The sequence below is a fragment of the Paracoccus endophyticus genome, assembly GCF_003286075.1.
In the GTDB taxonomy this organism is placed as follows: Bacteria; Pseudomonadota; Alphaproteobacteria; order Rhodobacterales; family Rhodobacteraceae; genus Paracoccus; species Paracoccus endophyticus.
In genome coordinates, this window is the sequence record NZ_QLUV01000001.1 from 336,514 (window position 1) to 356,223 (window position 19,710).

Sequence of the window (19,710 nt, forward strand, 5' to 3'; positions counted from 1 at the left end):
AATCAACCGATGATCGTAGGGCCGGAGGGACCAACGACCCCACCCGTCAAACCCGCTGGCCCGCCGACAACGCTGCCTATGACGGCTCCCGTCGAACTGCTCCGGGCCACGAGGTCGATGTTCCCGACATCATTCGCATCGGTGTCCTGCAGCACGGCCAGAACTTGGCCGTTCACGACCAGTTGGGCATTCGCGCCCGCTTGCACGACCTCGACATCGGGGGGACTGTCGGTCGTGCCGACATAGTTCACCACGATCCGGTCGTCGCCCTGCCAGTCCGCAATCCGCGCGGCGGACTCCAGTCCAGCGTCCATCACGAAACGGTCGGACCCGTCGCCGCCGTCGCCGCTGTCGCCCGCGCCCAGCGTCAGCTCGTCGTCGCCATCCCCGCCATACAGCACGTCCGCCGCGTCCGAGGTGTCGTCGAAGGCGGCCATGGTGTCGTCGCCCTGCCCGCCCCGGATCGTCACCTGGCCGCCGTTCGCGGTCAGCAGGTCGTCGCCTTCCCGGTCATCGTCCTCGTCGTCGCCCCACAGCTCATGGGTGCCGCCGTTGACCGTGATGGTGTCGTCGCCCGAGCCGCCCCACAGCGTGTCGCTGCCCTCGTCCGCGCCGAGGTCGAGGTCGCCGTACACGTCGTTGCCGGCGCCCAGGAACACCTCGTCGTCGCCGTCCTGCGCAAGGACGAGGTCGTCGCCGGTGCCGCCATAGATCGCGTCGTTGCCGCCGCCGCCGCTGACGGTGTCATCCCCCTCCCAGGCGCGGATGACCTCGTCCGCGGCGGTGCCGGTCAGGGCCTCGTCATCGGCGCTGCCATCGATCACGTCGCGCCCGCGGATCGGATCGTCGGGAAGCGGCTCAAGCTCGTCGTCGTCCGACGACGACAGCAGGCTGCCGATCCCGGCCACGCCCAGCACCCCAATCATCAGCAGAAACATCTGGTTCATCGGTCCGTCCCCGTTGCCGCGCCTTGCGGATCAATGCCCCAGAATCTGGCTGAGGAACAGCTTGGTCCGTTCGGATTGTGGATTGTTGAAGAACTCGTGCGGGGTGTTCTGCTCGACGATCTGGCCCTGGTCCATGAAGATCACGCGGTTGGCCACCGCCTGCGCAAAGCCCATCTCGTGCGTCACGCACAGCATGGTCATGCCGTCCTCGGCCAGTTCGATCATCGTGTCCAGAACCTCCTTGATCATCTCGGGGTCAAGGGCGCTCGTCGGTTCGTCGAACAGCATGACCTTGGGTTCCATGCACAGCGACCGGGCGATCGCCACCCGCTGCTGCTGGCCGCCCGACAGCTGGCCGGGATACTTGTGCGCCTGTTCGGGGATGCGGACCTTTTCCAGATAGCGCATTGCCGTGGCGACCGCCTGCCGCCGCGGCACTCGCCGCACCCAGATCGGCGCCAGCGTGCAGTTCTCCAGCACCGTCAGGTGCGGGAACAGGTTGAAGTGCTGGAACACCATCCCGACCTCGGACCGGACCTGGTCGATGTGCTTGAGGTCGTTGGTCAGCTCGATCCCATCCACCACGATGCGGCCGGACTGGTGCGCCTCCAGCCGGTTGATGCAGCGGATCAGCGTCGACTTGCCCGACCCGGACGGGCCGGCGATGACGATGCGTTCGCCCTTGTGGACGGTCAGGTCGATGTCGCGCAGGACGTGGAACGTGCCGAACCACTTGTTCATGCGCTGGATCTCGATGGCCACCTGGTCGCTGACCGTCAGCGGTCGGCGGTCGGCGCTGCGGTCCGGGTGCGGGTCGGTCATGGCAGTCCCCCTCAGCGGTGGTCGCGCTTCAGCCGCTGTTCCAGATACATGGAATACCGCGACATGCTGAAGCACAGGATGAAGAAGATGGCGCCGGTGAAGATATACGGCTCCCAGTAGGCGCCCTTCCAGGCGAAGGTCGCGCGGATCGTGTCGGCCATCTGCTTGAGCGGGTCGAACAGGCCCACGAAGGTGACCAGCGTGGTGTCCTTGAACAGCCCGATGAAGGTGCCGACGATGCCGGGGATGGAGATCTTCAGCGCCTGCGGCAGGATGATCAGGCGCTGCGCCTTCCAGTAATCGAGGCCCAGCGCGTCGGCGGCCTCGTACTGGCCGACCGGCAGGGCGGCCAGACCGCCGCGGATCACCTCGGCCATGTAGGCGGCGGCGAACAGCGTCACCATGATGATGACCCGCAGGATGATGTCGAAGTTCGTGCCCGGCGGCAGGAAATAGTTCAGCAGCAGCGAGGCCACGAACAGCAGCGTGATCAGCGGCACGCCGCGGATGAACTCGATGAACATGACCGCGAAGGCCTTGACCACCGGCATGTCGGACCGCCGCGCCAGCGCCAGGATGATCCCCAGCGGCAGCGACATCACGATGCCCGCGACCCCGATGGTGATCGCCAGGACAAAGCCGCCGAAGGCACGCGATTCGACCTGCGGCAGCGCCACCGGCAGCACGCCCTGAAGGACGCCCGCCACGGTCCCCGATGCAAACATCCACCATCCGGCCGCCGCCAGCACGCCCGCGGCCACGGCGAACAGGCCGAACCGCGCCAGCACCCGCCAGACGGCAAAGCCCACGACGAAGCCCGCCAGCACGCAGGCCGGCCCCCAGGCCGACCCGCCCCACAGCAGCCACACGGCTAGGAACGGAAACAGCAGGCTGAACACCAGCGCCCCGCGGTGGGCGTATTCGTTCAGCGCCGTCAGCCCGACCAGTGCGGCCGCCAGAACCGCCAGCACGCGCGGGGGCGCCCCCAGCAGGACGCAGAACGCAAAGGTCAGCACCGCCGCGACCGCCATGACCGTCCAGCGCAGGCCCCGGCTTTCAGTGAACAGCACCGGCGCGATGGCAAAGAACATCAGCCCGAACGCCGCCGTCGGCCGCCAGTATTCCGACGGCGGGAAGAAGCCGAACAGGAACTGGTTCCAGCGTTCCCGGATCACCGCAAAGCAGCCGCCGGTCGCGCCCTCGCCCCAGCGTTCGGCGATGATCTGGCGACACTCGGCCATGCTGGAGGCGTTCCAGACCGAATGGCTGAACCACGGCCAGAAATGCGACACGAGGAACCACACGACCGCCAGTCCCAGCAGGGTCAGGATCGTGTTCAGCGGGCCCGAGAACAGGTTCTGGCGCAGCCACAGCACCACGCCGGACTGGCGCATGGGGGGTGCGGCCTGCGGCAGCATGGTGTCGCGGACATAGGCCACGGTCTGGGCGTGAAGCTCGCTCATCTCACCGCTCCTTCAGCCGGACGCTGGCGTTGTAGACGTTCATCACGCCCGAGATGACCAGGCTGAGCGCCAGATAGATCGCCATCATCAGCAGCATCGATTCCATCTCGCGCCCAGTCTGGTTCAGGGTCGTGCCGCCCAGCGTGGCACGCAGGTCGGGATAGCCGACCGCGATCGCCAGAGAGCTGTTCTTGGTCAGGTTCAGGAACTGCGAGATCAGCGGCGGAATGATGACCCGCAGCGCCTGCGGCAGCACCACCAGGGCCATGATCGGCCGGGCGCGCAGGCCCAGGGCCGCGGCGGCCTCGGACTGGCCGCGGCTGACGGCCATGATGCCCGCGCGCACGATTTCCGCGATGAAGGCGCCGGTGTACAGCGACAGCGCCAGCAGCAGCACGACAAAGCCGTTGTCCAGGTTCATGCCGCCGGCAAAGTTGAAGCCGCGCAGCTCGGGCGTGACCAGGTGCAGCCCGAACAGCCGCGACAGCGCGATCAGCGGCACCAGATACAGCGCCAGCGTGATCCACCAGGTCACCGGGCGGATGCCGGTCGCGTCCTGCCGCGCCTGCGCCCGCGCCCGGACCCAGCGGTGGATCAGCCAGGCCGCGGCCAGCGCCACCAGGAACGCCAGCAGCGGCGCGCTGAGGCTGAGCGGCCCCAGCACGACCGGGCCGGGGTCGTGGTCCACCCGCAGCGCGGGGACCGAGGTATAGCGGTTGGTGGGCGCCACGCTGTCGAACAGGATCATGCTGGCGCTGGCGGTCCCGTCCGCGGCGGGCCGGTAATCGCGCGGCGCGGGCATCGCCTCGGTGAACACGGCCATGATCACCAGGATCCACAGCAGCAGGGGGACGTTGCGGAACACCTCGACATAGACGGTCATCAGGCGGCTGACCAACCAGTTGCTCGACAACCGCAGGACGCCCACCAGCACCCCGATGATGGTGGCGAACAGACAGCCCAGTGCCGACACCAGCAGCGTGTTCAGCAGGCCCACCCCGGCGGCCCGCAGATGCGTCGAATCAGAGCTGTAGGGGATCAGGCTGAACGGGATGTCATAGCCCGACCGATTGCCCAGAAAGCCGAAGTCGAAGGTCTTGCCCATCCGGGCCAGGTTCTCGACCGTGTTGCTGACCAGCCAGGCCGCGAACAGCATGACCAGGATGAACACGCCCGCCTGAATGGTCAGCGACCGGTATCGTCGGTCGCGGACCAGCATGGACAGCCGGAAGGGGGGATCTTGCCCGGCGGGCAGGTCGGTCATGCAGTCGCTCCCTGTTGCCGTCGCGCGCGGGCTTTGCGCCCGTCATCGTTCCGCCCGTGCCCGCCACGGCGGACGCGGGACCGCTGCCGGCGCGCGGGGGCGATCCCCGCGCGCCCGCGTGCCTTACCGGAAGGGCATCGCGTACATCAGCCCGCCCTGCGTCCACTGGGCGTTCAGGCCGCGCGCCAGCCCGATCGGGGTCTGCTCGCCGATCGTCGCGGCGAAGATCTCGCCATAGTTGCCGGAGGCGGCGATGGCGCGCTTGGCCCAGTCCTTGTCCAGCCCCAGCATCTTGCCATAGTCGTCCGAGGCGCCCAGCAGGCGCTGCACCTCGGGGTTGGTCGAGGATTTCGCCAGTTCCTCGAGGTTGGCCGAGGTGACGCCGTACTCCTCGGCCGCGATCAGCGCATAGAGCGTCCAGCGCACCACGTCGCCCCAGTTGTTGTCGCCGTGACGCACCGCCGGCCCCAGCGGCTCTTTCGAGATGATCTCGGGCAGGATGATGTGGTTTTCCGGGTCGGCGAAGGCCGCCCGCGTCGCCGCCAGCCCCGAGGCGTCGGTGGTGTAGGCGTCGCAGGCGCCGGCCATGTACTGCTGCTCGCCCTCGGCGTTCGAATCGATGTTGACCGGCTGATAGGTCATGTTGTTGTGCTTGAAATAGTCGGCCAGGTTCAGCTCGGTCGAGGTGCCGGTCTGGATGCAGATCGTGGCCCCGTCCAGTTCCTTGGCGCTGGTCACGCCCAGATCCTTGCGGACCATGAAGCCCTGCCCGTCGAAGTAGTTCACCCCCACGAAGTCCAGCTTGAGGTCGGTGTCGCGCTGGAAGGTCCAGGTCGAGTTGCGCGCCAGCACGTCCACCTCGCCCGACGCCAGCGCGGTGAAGCGCGTCTGGCCGGTGGTGGGGATGTATTTCACCTTGGAGGCATCGCCCAGCACGGCGGCGGCCACGGCCTTGCAGACTGCGATGTCGAAACCCGACCAGTTGCCGTTCGCATCCGGCGCGGCGAACCCGACCAGTCCGGTGTTGACGCCGCAGTTCAGGACGCCGCGCGCCTTGACGTCGGCCAGGGTGTCGGCTGCGGCCATCCCGCCGATCAGCGCCGCCGCGGCGACAGTGCCAAGGAATACCGTGGTTTTCATGTGAACCTCTCTGTTTCCCGACTTCTTGGGTCGGTGTCTGGACCGTCAGGCGGCCCGTTGGACCCGCCGCCATGCGTGGCGGGCATAGGCGGTATGATGCTGATCGCATCCCGTGCGTCAAGGGCGACGCAGCCGCGCCGCCCTGCGCTGCCCCGCGATCAGTCCCCCGATGCCTGCGCGCGCAGCAGCATCAGCAGCCGTTCGGCGGACTGCATCGCCGCGCGCCGGGCGGCGGCGGCAGCCTCGGCCTCGTCGTCGGTGCCCCATTCCTCGGTCTGGAACACCTCGTCCAGGCGGGACAGGTCATGCGCCTCGGCCGCGGTGATCCGGCCGTCCAGCACCGCCAGTCCCAGCACCAGCGAGCCGGGCAGCGTCACAAGGTCATGCAGGGCGGTCAGTTCCCACGCCGACAGCGCGGCGAGGCGGGCGCGCAGCGTGGCCAGGGCGGCGGCGTCCTGCGGAACGGGAATCACGCCCTGCGTGACCCTCAGGGCCGCGCCCTGTGCCGCGATCCAGTCCAGCAGCGGGTCCCACGCGGCCGCCTGGCGCGCGGCCAGTCGCTGCTGATGATCCGCGCGATAGCACAGAAGATCCGTCGCGCCGTACTCGGCCAGCATGTCGGCCACCGCGTCCACCTGCGGCCCCACCTTTTCCAGCGCCGCGTTGGCGGCGCGGGTCAGCGGCATCGAGAGGGGGTCGATCACGTCGGACTGCGCGTCCCATTCGGCGACGATCGCCTCCGCCAGCGGGCGGCTGGGCAGGACCAGCGGCTGCTTGCCGGGTGTGCGGACGGGCCGCCCGTCCAGCGTGACCTGCCAGCCGCCGGCCACCGGTTCCACGGCCGCGGTCGTCCAGAACCGGCGCGCTTTCCATTCGCTCATGCGCTTACCTCGCGATTGGCCTCATGCGTCCTCGAAGGGGTCGGCGGGCATCTCGTTCTCGTGCCAGCCCAGCGTCTTCCAGGTCCGCGCCATGTGTTCGGGCAGGGGCGCGGTCAGGGTGATGCGCTTGCCGGTGATCGGGTGGTCAAAGCTGATCGAGCGCGCGTGCAGGTGCAGCTTGCGGCTGATCTCTCCGCCCAGTTGCGCGCCCCAGCCGTCGCCCAGGTTCTCCTGCCCCGAGCCGCCGTATTTGCCATCGCCGATGATCGGGTGGCCGAGTTCCGCCATATGCGCGCGCAGCTGGTGCGTGCGGCCCGTCACCGGAACCAGCGCGCACCAGCTGACGCGGCTGCCCAGGCTGTCCAGCACGGCATAGTCGGTCGTCGCGCGCTTGGCGCCCTCGGTCTGCTCGACGCGGGCGGGGTGGACGCAGATCATCTTCTCGCCTTCGCCGCCGCGCCCGTGACCGGCCGCCTTGACCAGCCCGAAGCGCACGGTTCCCATGCGGGGCGAGGGGACGCCCGCCACCGCCGCCCAATAGATCTTGCGCGTGGTCCGCCCCCGAAAGGCCTCGGACAGCCGCCGGGCCACCCGATCGGTGCGCGCCAGCAGCAGGACGCCCGAGGTGTCCTTGTCCAGCCGGTGCACCAGCTTGGGCCGGTCCTTGTAGCCGAACATCAGCGCCGCGGTCAGCCCGTCCACATGGCGGTCGCCCTGCCCGCTGCCGCCCTGCGACGGCAGGCCCGCGGGCTTGTTCAGGGCGATTATGTGCTCGTCGCGCCACAGCACCGCGGCCTGGATCATCTCGGCGTCCGTCTCGCGCAGCGACGGGCGCTCGGCCGCGGCGGGGGCGGCGTCCGGCAGCGGCGGCACGCGCACCTCCTGCCCCGCCTCGACGCGGCTCGCGGGCTTGACGCGGCCGCCGTCCACGCGCAGCTGGCCCGTGCGGCACAGCTTCTCGATGGCGATCTGGTTCAGTTGCGGGAACTTGCGGCGCAGCCAGCGGTCCAGCCGCTGCTCGCCCTCGTCGTCGCCCACGCGGATCGTCTGCACGCCGCTCATCCCGCGATCCCCCGCCCGATGGAAAGCCCCGCCGCGACCGCCGCCAGCGACAGCCCGACCGAGACCGCGACATAGGCCGCCGCGCCTGCGTGCTGCCCCCGCTGCCACAGCCCCAGCGCATCCAGCGAAAACGCCGAGAAGGTGGTGAACCCGCCCAGCACGCCCGTCATCAGCAGTGGCGACCAGGCGGCGCCCCGCCCGGCCAGCAGCACGGCCAGCAGGCCGATCAGGAACGATCCTGCGACATTGACCGCCAGCGTCGCCACCGGAACGCCGGGGCCGAACGCCGCCAGCGCCGCACGATTGACGCCGTGGCGCGCCACCGCGCCCACCGCCCCGCCCAAGGCCACCTGAAGAGTTGGGTTCATCATGCCGCTGACCTGTAGGCGCGGCCCGCCAAAGTCAACCGCCGCGCCGGGCGCGCTGGCTGACGAACCAGTCCAGCCGCTTCTTCAGCTCGCGCTCGAACCCGCGTTCGACCGGGATGTACAGGACCGGGCGCTTCATGCCCTCGGGGAAATAGTTCTGGCCGGAAAACCCGTCCTCGGCGTCGTGGTCATAGGCATAGCCCGCCCCATAGCCTTGGTCCTTCATCAGCGCGGTGGGCGCGTTCAGGATATGGGCGGGGGGCGACAGGCTGCCCGTCCGCTTCGCCTCGGCCCGCGCGGCCTTGTAGGCGGCATAGCCCGCGTTCGATTTCGGGGCGAGCGCCAGATAGATCACCGCCTGCGCCAGCGCCAGCTCGCCCTCGGGGCTGCCCAGCCGCTCGTAGAGCGCCCAGGCGTCCAGGCAGTGGCGCTGGGCGGCCGGATCGGCCAGCCCGATGTCCTCGATCGCCATGCGGGTGATTCGGCGGGCCAGATAGCGCGGGTCCTCGCCCCCCTCCAGCATCCGCGCCAGCCAGTAGAGCGCCGCGTCCGGGTCCGACCCCCGCACTGATTTGTGCAGGGCCGAGATCAGGTTGTAATGCTCGTCCCCCGCCTTGTCGTATTTCGCCGCGCGCCGCATCAGCCGGCGGGCCAGCTCGTCGGGCCCCAGCGGCGCGGACACCGCCCAGGCCATCACCTGCTCGATCAGGTTCAGGGCGGCGCGGCCGTCGCCGTCGGCCATCTCCAGCAGCGCATCGCGGGCGGGGCCGGTCAGCGGCAGGGGGCGGCCCAGCGCCTGCTCGGCGCGCTGCGCCAGACGCTCCAGATCGGCCAGGTCCAGCCGGTTCAGCACGATCACCTGCGCGCGGGACAGAAGGGCTGCGTTCAGCTCGAAGCTGGGGTTCTCGGTCGTGGCGCCGACCAGAAGGATGGTCCCATCCTCCATGTGCGGCAGAAAGCTGTCCTGCTGCGCCTTGTTGAAGCGGTGGATCTCGTCCACGAACAGCAGCGTTCCCCGGCCCTGGCGGTGGCGCAGGCCGGCTGCCTCGAACAGCTTGCGCAGTTCAGGCACGCCGGAAAAGATGGCCGAGATCTGGACGAAGACGCGGTCGGTCTGGTCAGCCAGCAGCCGCGCGATCGTGGTCTTGCCCACGCCTGGCGGGCCCCACAGGATCAGCGACGACAGGCTGCCGGCCGCCAGCATCGCCCCCAGGGGGCCGTCGGGCCCAAGCACATGGGCCTGACCGATCACGTCGGACAGGCGGCGGGGCCGGATGCGGTCGGCCAGCGGCCGATGCGCGGGTCCGGGCGCATCGGGTGGCGGCGGGATGGTATCGAACAGGTCTGCCATGACGGGCGGATGGTACGCCGCCCGTCGCTGCGATGGTATCCCCTGGCTTGCCCACGCCGGCGCCGGTCAGTGCAGCTTGCCGGCCAGGTTGATCGAGACGCACTGGTTCTGCTCGCCCTCGATCGACATCACCCGGCCGATGGCCTCGGCATCCAGCCCGCAGCGCCCGTACCACCGCGGCCAGGTCGCGCCCGTCAGCGCGATCAGCCGTGTGGCGCCCATCTCGCGCGCGGTCCGGGTCATGGCGCCGGCCATCTGCATGTGCACCTTGCGGCGGATCGCCATGGGGGTCGCGTGGTTGACGAAGACGCGGGTGCATTCCCAGACTTGGGGATCGACGGGCGCCTCTGCGTACAGCAGGTCCTGCGGGATGGTGCCGCCCAGCACGCCGCGCTGCGCGTCGCGGATCATGTAGGAATAGACGCCGCACTGCGCCGTCGTGGGCGTCAGGCGGAATCCGCCCAGCACCTGGCCTGCGCCGTCATGAACCGCCACCCAGCGGCTGGCCGGGGTGTCGTACTGGTCGAACTCCATCCCCTCCGACTGGGGCAGGTCCCAGTTCTTCTGGACAATGAAGCTTTGGCAACGGGCACGGAACAGGTTGGCGAACAGTTCGCCGTGGTTGTGAAGATTGCTGAACGAAAGCGTGGTGGTCTGCATGGGTCTTCTCCTGGGTTGGGGGGTTGCCCTCCGGAGCGACCGCGGTATCCAGGGCGAGTCCTATAGCAGACGGTATTCCTTGGCCCTTTGCAGCGCCTCGGCCGTGGTCTTTGCCATCAATCGCTCGCGCGCGGAGATGAGACGAGCCTTGAACGCGCTTTCGGTGATGCCAAGCTTGGCAGCCGCTGCCGCATGACGATCGCCCTCCGCGATACACCGAAGGGCTTCTTGCTGAGCCTTCGTCAGGCTCTCCGGCGGCTCGGTAATGTCATGGAGCCGGCGTACGTGGGCCGAGATCGTCTCGATCTCGTCATCCGTGAACTCGCGCGCGTTGTGCGCGAAGCTGGAAATCGTGCGCGACTTGATCGGCCCGCAAGAGACGGTGATGCCGTAGGTCAGTCCAAACGATGCAGCGTCCTTCATGATGCCGAACGGGTCGGGGATCGGCATGGTGGACCAGCGCGTCGCGCCGGTCGTGGAAAACCCCCAGGCGATCGTGGGGTCGCGCAGCGCGTAGGCGTTTGCCGAATAGTGGTCCGACCATCCCTTGGGGTAGGTCTGGAACTGCATCAGGGGTGCTGCGAACCGGATGTGCATGCCCACGAAATATCCCGACGGCGCAAGCTTGCGCATGCGGGCTAGGATGGCGTTTATCTCGGCTCGTCCTGACATGGCTTTTTAGACAAATTGCCTGATCTATGGTCAACGCGGTAAAAGGGACTGCGGTACTATGTGCGCCGAAGAATCTTACCGCCCACCGTTAACACGAAAAAACCTGCCATGGCAAAGCCGTGGCAGGTTCTGGTCCTAGCGTCGAAGCGTGAAGATGTGGTTAACGGATCACGCGGTCGTAAAGTCCTCGGCCTCGGCTTCGGCCTCGACACGGGCGCGATCCGCCGCGCCCTTGGCCGAGACGTCGCGATCGACGAACTCGATGATCGCCATCGGCGCCATGTCGCCATAGCGGAACCCGGCCTTCAGGATGCGGACATAGCCGCCCTGCCGGTTCTGATAGCGCGGGCCGAGAATCTCGAACAGGCGCGCGACATACTGGTCCTGCTTCAGCTGGGCGGCGGCCTGGCGGCGGGCGTGGATGTCGCCGCGCTTGGCCAGCGTGATCAGCTTTTCGATGATCGGACGCAGTTCCTTGGCCTTGGGCAGGGTCGTTTTGATCTGCTCATGCTCGATCAGGCTGCCGGCCATGTTGGCAAACAGCGCCTTGCGATGTTCGTGGGTGCGGTTGAGGCGGCGATAGCCGCGGGCGTGGCGCATGGGTGACTCCTACAGTGTTTTGCTTTGTCCGGCGACCGTGCGTGGCGGCCGCTCTCCTTGGGGCGGAATGCCCGGGTCCTTGGGCAGGGCGGGACGAATCCCGCCCTGCCGAATGTCGAGGGGCGGGGGTCCGCCCCGCCGCGACCTCAGAACTGGTCGTCGAACCGCTTGGCGAGGTCCTCGATGTTCTCCGGCGGCCAGTCGACCACGTCCATGCCCAGGTGCAGGCCCATGCCTGACAGCACTTCCTTGATCTCGTTCAAGGACTTGCGGCCGAAGTTCGGGGTCCGCAGCATCTCGGCCTCGGTCTTCTGGATCAGGTCGCCGATATAGACGATGTTGTCGTTCTTGAGGCAGTTGGCCGACCGCACCGACAGCTCCAGCTCGTCGACCTTCTTGAGCAGGCGCGGATCGAACTCCAGCCCGCTTTCGGAATCGAGGCGGTTCGCCGCTTCCGGCTCGTCGAAGTTCACGAATACCGACAGCTGGTCCTGGATGATCCGCGCGGCATAGGCCACCGCATCCTCGGGCGACAGCGAGCCGTCCGTCTCGATCTTCATGGTCAGCTTGTCATAGTCGAGCACCTGCCCCTCGCGGGTGGGCGTGACCTCATAGCTGACGCGCTTGACCGGCGAAAAGATCGCGTCGATCGGGATCAGGCCGATGGGCGCATCCTCGGGACGGTTCTTGTCGGCGGCGACATAGCCCTTTCCGCTGGCGACGGTCAGTTCCATGCTCAACTCGGCGCCCTCGTCCAGGTGACAGATCACGTGGTCGCGGTTCAGCACGGTGATGCCGGCCGTCTCGCTGATCTGGCCGGCCCTGACCTCGCCCGGGCCCTTGGCCGACAGGGTCAGGCGCTTGGGACCGTCCACGTCCATCTTCAGCGTGACGCCCTTGAGGTTCAGGACGATATCGGTCACGTCCTCGCGCACGCCGGCGACGCTGCTGAACTCGTGCAGCACGTTGTCGATCTGGACGCTGGTGATCGCCCCGCCCTGCAGCGACGACATCAGCACGCGGCGCAGCGCGTTGCCGAGGGTCAGACCGAAGCCCCGCTCCAGCGGCTCGGCCACGACAGTGGCGACCCGCCCGGCGTTCGCGCCCGGACGGATGTCCAGCTGCGCGGGCTTGATCAGCTCGGCCCAATTCTTGTGGATCATGCGATTGCCTCCATTCCAGTTTCCGGCCCCATGTCCAGCGGCCGGAAACGCCCGAGGTAAAATGCGAAATCCGGCCCGCGCAACGCAGCGCACGGGCCGGCCAAAGGCGGTCCGGTCAGACGCGCCGGCGCTTGGGCGGACGCACGCCGTTGTGGGCGATCGGGGTCACGTCGCGGATCGCGGTGATGTTGAAGCCGACGGCGGCCAGCGCGCGCAGCGCCGATTCGCGGCCCGAGCCGGGGCCCTGGACCTCGACCTCGATGGTACGGACGCCGTGTTCCTGCGCCTTCTTGCCGGCATCCTCGGCGGCCATCTGGGCGGCATAGGGGGTCGACTTGCGCGAGCCCTTGAACCCCATGGTGCCGGCCGAAGACCAGGCAATGGCGTTGCCCTGCACGTCGGAAATCAGGATCTTGGTGTTGTTGAACGAGCTGTTCACATGCGCCACGCCCGTGGCGATGTTCTTGCGTTCCTTGCGCTTCATGCGCGTCTTGTCGCGTGCCATGGTCCTGACCCCTTATTTCTTCTTGCCGGCGATCGGCTTGGCCGGGCCCTTGCGCGTGCGCGCGTTGGTGTGGGTGCGCTGGCCGCGCACCGGCAGACCGCGGCGGTGACGCAGGCCGCGGTACGAGCCGAGGTCCATCATGCGCTTGATGTTCATCTGCGTCTCGCGGCGCAGGTCGCCCTCGACCGTCAGGTTGGCGTCGATGTACTCGCGGATCTGCAGGACTTCGGCGTCCGACAGGTCGTTGATGCGGCGGGCGCGGTCGATGCCGACGGCCTCGCAGATCTGCTCGGCGAACATCGGGCCGATGCCGTGGATATACGTCAGTGCGATGGGGACCCGTTTCCCCGTCGGAATGTTTACGCCAGCAATACGAGCCACGCGTCTTTCCTTTTCGTTGCGGTTCCGTCACGCCGGAACCTTTTTTCACAACCAATGGCCCGAAGGCTGCGCCATCGGGCCAAAGCCTCACCCCGCATGGGTGATTCTCAGATGAGATGCTTGCCGGTATAGGATCGGACGGGCAAGGTCAACCGCCCGACCGGGCGGCCGCCGCGGATCAGCGTCCCAGCCCGTCCATGATCGCGGCGACCTGTTGGCCCACCTCGGCCATGTCGGCCATGCCGTCCACCGGCCGCAGCTGCTTGCGGGCATAGTAATAGCCGATCAGCGGCGAGGTCTTCTTGTAGTATTCCAGAAGCCGGGTTTTGAGAGACTCGGCGTTGTCGTCGGCCCGCCGCTTGAGGTCGGTGGACCCGCAGTGGTCGCAGACGCCGGGCGCGGCGGTCGGCCGCGTCGTGTCGTGATAGACCTCGCCGCAGTTGCCGCAGGTATAGCGGCCGCTGATGCGATCGACCAGCGCCGCGTCATCGACCTGCATCTCGATGACCGCGTCGATCGACTGCCCCATTCCGTCCAGCAGCTCGGTCAGCGCGTCGGCCTGCGGCAGCGTCCGGGGGAAGCCGTCGAAGATGAACCCCGCCGCGCCGCCGGTCTCCAGCCTTTCCCGGATCAGCCCGATGACGATGTCGTCGGTGACCAGCTGGCCCTTGTCCATGACCTCGGACACGCGGCGCCCCATCTCGGTGCCCGAGCTGCGCGCCTCGCGCAGCATGTCGCCTGTGGACAGCTGCACCAGGCCCCGTTCCTCGACCAGCGTGCGGGCCTGCGTGCCCTTTCCGGCGCCGGGCGGCCCCAGCAGGATGATGTTGATCGTCAAAACCGTCACTCCCCCTCGGTTTGTCGTACGCCGCCCGTTGCGTCAGCGGCGTGCGGGCGCCTTGCGTGGCTTGGCCTCGCCGGGCTTGCGCTTGCCCCGCAACTGCGACCGCTCGATCAAAGACTCATACTGATGGGCAAGCAAGTGGCTTTGGATCTGGTTGATCGTGTCCATCGTCACCGACACGATGATCAGCACCGAGGTTCCGCCGAAATAGAACGGCACGCTGAACTGGCTGCGGATCACCTCGGGCAGCAGGCAGACGGCGGCCAGATACAGCGAGCCGATGACCAGCACCCGGTTGACGACATAGTCCAGGTATTCCTCGGTCCGCTTGCCGGGGCGGATGCCGGGGATGAAGCCGCCCTGGTTCTTGAGGTTCTCGGCCACGTCGTCGGACTTGAAGGCCACGTTCTGCGTGTAGAAATACGAGAAGAAGACGATCATCGCGGCGAAGAATAGCAGATACAGCGGCTGTCCGGGACCGAAATAGGCCAGGATGGTGGACATCACCGGCCCCGTCTCGTTGCCCGAGAAGGTCGAGATCGTCACCGGCAGCAGCAGCAGCGAGCTGGCGAAGATCGCCGGAATGACACCGGCCGGGTTGACCTTGATCGGCAGGTGGCTGGACTGGCCGTCATAGATCTTCATGCCGACCTGGCGGCGGGGATACTGGATGCGGATCTTGCGCAGCGCGCGTTCCATGAACACCACGAACGCCATGACCACGATCACCAGCGCGATGATCCCCAGCACCACGGGCGTCGAGATCGCCCCCGACCGCCCCTGGGCAAAGAACTGCGCCAGCGAGCCGGGGATCTCGGCCAGGATGCCGACATAGATGATCAGCGAGATGCCGTTGCCGATGCCGCGGGCGGTGATCTGCTCGCCCAGCCACATCAGGAACATCGTGCCGCCCACCAGCGTGACCACCACGCTCAGTCGGAAGAACATGCCCGGATCATGGGCCAGCCCGCCCGCCTCGAGGCTGACGGCCAGGCCCCAGGCCTGGAACAGCGCCAGCGCCACGGTGGCATAGCGGGTGTACTGGTTGATCTTCTTGCGGCCCTGCTCGCCCTCTTTCTTCAGCTGCTCCAGCGAAGGGACCATCGAGGCGAGAAGCTGCACGATGATCGAGGCCGAGATATAGGGCATGATGCCCAGCGCAAAGACGCCCATGCGCCCCAGCGCGCCGCCGGTGAACATCGACAGGATGCCGCCGATGCCGGCCTGCGCGTCGGCCATGAAGTTGCGCAGCGCCGCGCCATCGATGCCGGGGACCGGGATATAGGTGCCCAGGCGATAGATGATCAGCAGGCCGAGGGTGAACCAGATCCGCTGGCGCAGTTCGGTTGCCCTACCCAGCGAACCCCAGGACAGGTTCGCGGCCATCTGTTCAGCGGCTGACGCCATGACGGACCCTCGTTCATCGCGCGGCGATGCGGCGCGGAAATCGTGACAGCGCCGCCGGACCGTCTTCCGGTCGGCGGCGCTGGGAAAACTCAGTCGCTATCTATGGGGCACGCGCGCGCCCTTCAACAGCTATTCCGAGGCTTCGGCGGCTTCGCGCACCGGGCGGGTCAGGGTCAGCGTGCCGCCGGCCTTCTCGACCGCCTCGGCCGCCGCCTTCGACGCACCGGCCAGCGTCAGGCGCAGCGGCGACGTCAGCTCGCCCTTGGCCAGCAGGCGGATGCCGTCCAGCTTGCGCTTGGTGGCGCCCGCGGCGATCAGCGCGTCCTCGGTCACGTCCGCGCTGGCGTCCAGCCGGCCGGCATCGACCATCGCCTGCAGCTGGCCCAGGTTGACCACGGCGAATTCCAGCCGGTTCGGCTTGGTGAAGCCGCGCTTGGGCAGGCGGCGATACAGCGGCATCTGGCCGCCCTCATAGCCGCCCAGCGCCACGCCCGACCGCGAGGTCTGGCCCTTGATGCCGCGGCCGGCGGTCTTGCCCTTGCCCGAGCCGGGGCCGCGCGCCACGCGCTTTTTCTTGCGGTTGGCGCCGTCGTTGTCGCGCAGTTCGTGCAGTTTCATGTCGCTTCTCCTTGGCCGGACGCGCCCCCGAAGCGATCTGGGCGGACACGGCATGTCGTGTGGATGAGTCGCGCCGCCATGCGGCAACGCGCGTCCTTATACCGCACCCTGCCAGGCGTCAAGCGACACGGCCCCGCCGGGTCAGAACTCCAGCCAGGTGCCCAGCTTGACGGCGGTCTCGCCCGGGCCCGACAGCGGCGCGATCACCCCGACCTCGACCTTGGCCGGACCCGCCAGATCCCGCACGACCGAGATCGCGAACGCGCTGGCAAAGCCCGTGTCCTTGCGGTCCTCGACGCGCAGCTGGTTGACCAGCATCATCGCCGAGGTGGCGCGCCAGCCCAGCGTCAGCGCGGCCTTGGCCTCGGTCTCGGCCGTCAGATAGGCCAGCCCGGTGGCGCCCGCCGCCGCCAGCGCGCGCACCTCGGCCTCGTCCCTCAGGGTGCCCGTGACCTTCAGCCGTGCCTCGAGCGCCAGCCAGCCGCCACCGGGAATGCGGCGCAGGACCGGCACGGCATCAAGGCCCCGGCCCCAGGCGGCGGCGACCAGCCCGACGGGCGCGACCGTGCCATTGCGCGTGATCGCGCCGGCGCCCAGCGACACGGTCCAGCGGTCCGGCCTGTCCGTCCGCCCCAGCGCGCGCTGCATCCACATCAGCGCGCCGGTCTCGCCCGCGTTGCTGCGGCCCCCCTCGATCCCCAGCGTGCTGCGCGGCGTCAGCCCGTATTCACCGTAGAGCCCGGCATAGCTGTTGCCGTCACGGTCGCGTTCGGCCGCCAGCGACAGGAACACGCCCTTGACCTCGCGCGGCCAGGGGCCGGCCGCGGCAGGACCCCCGATCAGCACCGTCAGCAGGACAAGGCAAGTTGCGGCGCGCACGGCAGGCCCATGCAAGGAAGATACCGCCGTGATGCTGCCAGCGAAGGGTTAGCGAAAGGTTAACGCCGGCTGGTCCGTGGCAAAGGAAAACGCCCCGGATCATCTCCGGGGCGCGTGCGTTGTTCTGCGAAGGGGCGCTGCGCTCAGCCGCGCTCTTCGACGATGACCGCTAGGTGCGGAATGGCCGCCACCATGCCGCGCACGGCCGGGGTGTCCTCCAGCTCGCGGGTGCGGTGCATCTTGTTCAGGCCCAGGCCCTTCAGGGTGGCGCGCTGCTCCTTGGGCCGGCGGATCGGCGAGCCGATCTGCTTGACGACGATGGTTGCCATGCTCAGGCCTCCACGGTTTCGGCGACAGGTGCGGCCGGCTTGTCCTGCGACGGCAGGATGTCGGCGACCTTCTTGCCGCGGCGCTGCGCGACCGACCGGGGCGAGGCCTCGGCCTTGAGCCCGTCGATCGTGGCGCGGATCATGTTGTAAGGGTTCTGCGACCCCAGCGACTTGGCCACGACGTCCTGCACGCCCAGCATCTCGAACACGGCGCGCATCGGGCCGCCGGCGATGATGCCGGTCCCCGGAACGGCCGTGCGCATCACGACGCGGCCCGCGCCATGGCGGCCCTCGATGTCGTGGTGCAGGGTGCGGCCATCGCGCAGCGGCACGCGGATCAGGCCGCGCTTGGCCTGTTCGGTCGCCTTGCGGATCGCCTCGGGCACCTCTTTGGCCTTGCCCTTGCCGAAACCGACGCGGCCGCGCTGGTCGCCGACCACCACGAGCGCGGCGAAGCCGAAGCGCTTGCCGCCCTTGACGGTCTTCGAGACGCGGTTGATGGCGACCAGACGGTCGGCGAATTCCGGGGTCTCGTCCCGATCGCGACGGTCGTCACGGCGACCTCCGCGGTTGTCACGTTCTGCCATGCGGCATTCCTCTTTCGATCTGGCGCAAAGCCCGCGCCGTGTTGTGCCGATCCCGGTGGGCGGTCCGGCATTGGGCCCGCCCCCGGATCATCGGGGTGGCGTCACCGCCACCCGCAGTCATCAGAACTTCAGCCCGGCCTCGCGGGCCGCGTCGGCCAGCGCCTTGATCTTGCCGTGGAACAGGAAGCCGCCGCGGTCGAACACGACCTCCTCGACACCCTTGGCCCTGGCGCGTTCCGCGATGGCCGCGCCGATCTTGGCGGCCGCCTCGACGTTGTTCTTGCCCACGACGCCCAGATCCTTCTCCAGGGTCGAGGCCGAGGCCAGCGTCAGCCCTTGCGCATCGTCGATCAGCTGGACCGAGATGTTCTTGGACGAGCGGTGGACGGACAGGCGGGGACGGCCACTGGCCATCGCCCGCAGTTTGTTCCGGACGCGCAGACGGCGCTTCTGGAACAGCTCTCGTTTGTTCAGTGCCATGTGCGTGATCCTTACTTCTTCTTGCCTTCCTTGCGGAAGACCTGCTCACCCTTGTAGCGGATGCCCTTGCCCTTGTAGGGCTCGGGTTTCTTCCACTCGCGGATGTTCGCGGCGACCTGGCCGACGGCCTGCTGGTCGATGCCTTCCACAATGATTTCGGTCTGCTTCGGCGCGTTGACGCTGACGCCGTCGGGCGCGTCGAAGATCACGTCGTGGCTGTAGCCCAGCGCCAGCTTCAGGGACTTGCCCTGCATCGCGGCGCGGTAGCCGACGCCCTGGATCTCAAGCTCGCGCTTGAAGCCCGTGGTGACGCCGGTGACGAGGTTCGCCACCATCGACCGCGACATGCCCCACTGCTGGCGCGCCCGCTTGGACGTGCCCCGCGGGGTCACGGTGACCATGTTCTCGGCCACCGCCAGCGTCACGTCGTCGGTCGCCGTGAACAAGCGGGTGCCTTTCGGCCCCTTGACCTCGATCGTCTGACCCTTGACCTCGGCCGTCACGCCCTGGGGCAGTTCGACCGGCTTCTTACCAATCCGAGACATTCTGCCCTCCTTAGAACACGGTGCAGAGGACTTCGCCGCCGACATTGGCGTTGCGAGCCGCTGCATCCGACATCACGCCCTTGGGCGTCGAGACGATGGACACGCCCAGTCCGTTGCGGACCGAGGGCAGTTCCCGGGCGCCGGCATAGACGCGCCGGCCGGGTTTCGACACGCGCGCCAGTTCACGGATGACCGGCGTGCCCTCGAAGTACTTCAGCGAGATCTCGAGCTCGGCATGGCCGGCCGTCGAGGTCACCGGCTCGTAGCCGCGGATATAGCCCTCGGCCTTGAGGACATCCAGAACCCAGGCGCGCAGCTTGCTGGCCGGGGTGCGGACGGTGGATTTCCCGCGCATCTGCGCGTTGCGGATGCGGGTCAGCATATCGCCGAGCGGATCGTTCATCGACATGTCGGCCCCCTTACCAGCTGGATTTCACAAGGCCGGGGATCTGACCGAACGAGCCCAGCTCGCGCAGCATGATCCGCGACAGTTTCAGTTTGCGATAGTAGGCCCGCGGACGGCCCGTCAGCTCGCAGCGGTTCTTCAGCCGCGTCGGCGACGAGTTGCGCGGCAGTTCGGCCAGCTTCAGCGTGGCCTTGAACCGCTCTTCCATCGGCTTGGACTGGTCGTTGATGACGGTGTTCAGAGCAGCGCGCTTGGAGGCGTATTTCGCCACCATCTGCTGGCGCTTCTTCTGACGTTCGATCATGGATTTCTTTGCCATATCAGATTCCTCGCGCG

Annotated in this window: 25 protein-coding genes; all 25 read right to left on the reverse strand. The window is 68.0% G+C overall.

Going from position 1 to position 19,710, the window contains the following annotated elements; translation table 11 throughout:
• Window positions 1–2: 2 nt before the first annotated feature.
• The 25 genes from DPQ23_RS01615 to rpsN all read right to left on the reverse strand — a co-directional run bounded on the left by DPQ23_RS01615 (window position 3) and on the right by rpsN (window position 19,693).
• Window positions 3–947 carry a calcium-binding protein gene (locus DPQ23_RS01615; RefSeq protein WP_112872912.1) on the reverse strand — a complete coding sequence of 315 codons (945 nt, stop codon included), beginning with the start codon at window positions 945–947 and terminating at the stop codon, window positions 3–5.
• A gap of 30 nt (window positions 948–977) precedes the next feature.
• Window positions 978–1,769, reverse strand: a complete 792-nt coding sequence (locus DPQ23_RS01620; RefSeq protein ID WP_112872913.1) for an amino acid ABC transporter ATP-binding protein — start codon at window positions 1,767–1,769, stop codon at window positions 978–980.
• An 11-nt stretch (window positions 1,770–1,780) separates the two neighbouring features.
• Entirely contained in the window at window positions 1,781–3,232 is a 1,452-nt protein-coding gene (locus DPQ23_RS01625; RefSeq protein ID WP_112872914.1) for an amino acid ABC transporter permease, read from the reverse strand.
• Window position 3,233: 1 nt separating this feature from the next.
• Complete coding sequence (locus DPQ23_RS01630) at window positions 3,234–4,496, reverse strand: amino acid ABC transporter permease (protein WP_112872915.1); 1,263 nt, start codon at window positions 4,494–4,496, stop codon at window positions 3,234–3,236.
• A 123-nt stretch (window positions 4,497–4,619) separates the two neighbouring features.
• Entirely contained in the window at window positions 4,620–5,636 is a 1,017-nt protein-coding gene (locus DPQ23_RS01635) for an amino acid ABC transporter substrate-binding protein (protein WP_112872916.1), read from the reverse strand.
• A gap of 158 nt (window positions 5,637–5,794) precedes the next feature.
• Window positions 5,795–6,517, reverse strand: a complete 723-nt coding sequence (locus DPQ23_RS01640) for an ATP12 family chaperone protein (RefSeq protein ID WP_112872917.1) — start codon at window positions 6,515–6,517, stop codon at window positions 5,795–5,797.
• 21 nt (window positions 6,518–6,538) lie between these two features.
• Window positions 6,539–7,579 (reverse strand): RluA family pseudouridine synthase, encoded by a 1,041-nt coding sequence (locus tag DPQ23_RS01645; protein WP_112872918.1) that lies wholly within the window; start codon window positions 7,577–7,579, stop codon window positions 6,539–6,541.
• Window positions 7,576–7,950 carry a fluoride efflux transporter CrcB gene (crcB, locus tag DPQ23_RS01650; RefSeq protein WP_112872919.1) on the reverse strand — a complete coding sequence of 125 codons (375 nt, stop codon included), beginning with the start codon at window positions 7,948–7,950 and terminating at the stop codon, window positions 7,576–7,578. Before crcB ends, DPQ23_RS01645 begins: the two co-directional genes overlap by 4 nt.
• 31 nt (window positions 7,951–7,981) lie before the next feature.
• A complete protein-coding gene (locus DPQ23_RS01655; protein WP_112872920.1) occupies window positions 7,982–9,298 on the reverse strand; it encodes a replication-associated recombination protein A in 1,317 nt (438 codons plus the stop codon).
• A gap of 66 nt (window positions 9,299–9,364) precedes the next feature.
• The gene (locus tag DPQ23_RS01660; protein ID WP_112872921.1) at window positions 9,365–9,958 is read right to left on the reverse strand and encodes an acyl-homoserine-lactone synthase; all 594 of its coding nucleotides are present in this window, start codon (window positions 9,956–9,958) and stop codon (window positions 9,365–9,367) included.
• 60 nt (window positions 9,959–10,018) lie between these two features.
• Window positions 10,019–10,630 (reverse strand): helix-turn-helix transcriptional regulator, encoded by a 612-nt coding sequence (locus DPQ23_RS01665; protein ID WP_112872922.1) that lies wholly within the window; start codon window positions 10,628–10,630, stop codon window positions 10,019–10,021.
• 168 nt (window positions 10,631–10,798) lie between these two features.
• The gene (rplQ, locus tag DPQ23_RS01670) at window positions 10,799–11,230 is read right to left on the reverse strand and encodes a 50S ribosomal protein L17 (protein WP_112872923.1); all 432 of its coding nucleotides are present in this window, start codon (window positions 11,228–11,230) and stop codon (window positions 10,799–10,801) included.
• Window positions 11,231–11,376: 146 nt separating this feature from the next.
• Window positions 11,377–12,393 (reverse strand): DNA-directed RNA polymerase subunit alpha, encoded by a 1,017-nt coding sequence (locus DPQ23_RS01675; RefSeq protein ID WP_112872924.1) that lies wholly within the window; start codon window positions 12,391–12,393, stop codon window positions 11,377–11,379.
• A gap of 115 nt (window positions 12,394–12,508) precedes the next feature.
• The gene (rpsK, locus tag DPQ23_RS01680; RefSeq protein WP_112872925.1) at window positions 12,509–12,898 is read right to left on the reverse strand and encodes a 30S ribosomal protein S11; all 390 of its coding nucleotides are present in this window, start codon (window positions 12,896–12,898) and stop codon (window positions 12,509–12,511) included.
• Window positions 12,899–12,910: 12 nt separating this feature from the next.
• Window positions 12,911–13,279 carry a 30S ribosomal protein S13 gene (gene rpsM / locus DPQ23_RS01685; RefSeq protein ID WP_112872926.1) on the reverse strand — a complete coding sequence of 123 codons (369 nt, stop codon included), beginning with the start codon at window positions 13,277–13,279 and terminating at the stop codon, window positions 12,911–12,913.
• A gap of 178 nt (window positions 13,280–13,457) precedes the next feature.
• The gene (locus tag DPQ23_RS01690; protein ID WP_112872927.1) at window positions 13,458–14,117 is read right to left on the reverse strand and encodes an adenylate kinase; all 660 of its coding nucleotides are present in this window, start codon (window positions 14,115–14,117) and stop codon (window positions 13,458–13,460) included.
• Between the two features lie 42 nt (window positions 14,118–14,159).
• Window positions 14,160–15,530 (reverse strand): preprotein translocase subunit SecY, encoded by a 1,371-nt coding sequence (gene secY, locus DPQ23_RS01695; protein WP_112872928.1) that lies wholly within the window; start codon window positions 15,528–15,530, stop codon window positions 14,160–14,162.
• 129 nt (window positions 15,531–15,659) lie between these two features.
• On the reverse strand, window positions 15,660–16,148 hold the full coding sequence (gene rplO / locus DPQ23_RS01700) for a 50S ribosomal protein L15 (RefSeq protein WP_112872929.1): 489 nt from the start codon (window positions 16,146–16,148) through the stop codon (window positions 15,660–15,662).
• Window positions 16,149–16,289: 141 nt separating this feature from the next.
• The gene (locus DPQ23_RS01705) at window positions 16,290–17,027 is read right to left on the reverse strand and encodes a hypothetical protein (RefSeq protein WP_112872930.1); all 738 of its coding nucleotides are present in this window, start codon (window positions 17,025–17,027) and stop codon (window positions 16,290–16,292) included.
• 143 nt (window positions 17,028–17,170) lie between these two features.
• Window positions 17,171–17,356 (reverse strand): 50S ribosomal protein L30, encoded by a 186-nt coding sequence (rpmD, locus tag DPQ23_RS01710; RefSeq protein ID WP_112872931.1) that lies wholly within the window; start codon window positions 17,354–17,356, stop codon window positions 17,171–17,173.
• A gap of 2 nt (window positions 17,357–17,358) precedes the next feature.
• Window positions 17,359–17,943 (reverse strand): 30S ribosomal protein S5, encoded by a 585-nt coding sequence (gene rpsE / locus DPQ23_RS01715; RefSeq protein ID WP_112872932.1) that lies wholly within the window; start codon window positions 17,941–17,943, stop codon window positions 17,359–17,361.
• 120 nt (window positions 17,944–18,063) lie between these two features.
• Window positions 18,064–18,423: a 50S ribosomal protein L18 gene (rplR, locus tag DPQ23_RS01720; protein ID WP_112872933.1), complete on the reverse strand. Its 360-nt coding sequence runs from the start codon at window positions 18,421–18,423 to the stop codon at window positions 18,064–18,066.
• Between the two features lie 11 nt (window positions 18,424–18,434).
• Window positions 18,435–18,968 (reverse strand): 50S ribosomal protein L6, encoded by a 534-nt coding sequence (gene rplF, locus DPQ23_RS01725; RefSeq protein WP_112872934.1) that lies wholly within the window; start codon window positions 18,966–18,968, stop codon window positions 18,435–18,437.
• Between the two features lie 10 nt (window positions 18,969–18,978).
• A complete protein-coding gene (gene rpsH, locus DPQ23_RS01730) occupies window positions 18,979–19,377 on the reverse strand; it encodes a 30S ribosomal protein S8 (protein WP_112872935.1) in 399 nt (132 codons plus the stop codon).
• Between the two features lie 10 nt (window positions 19,378–19,387).
• Entirely contained in the window at window positions 19,388–19,693 is a 306-nt protein-coding gene (rpsN, locus tag DPQ23_RS01735) for a 30S ribosomal protein S14 (RefSeq protein ID WP_112872936.1), read from the reverse strand.
• Between the last annotated feature and the right edge of the window lie 17 nt (window positions 19,694–19,710).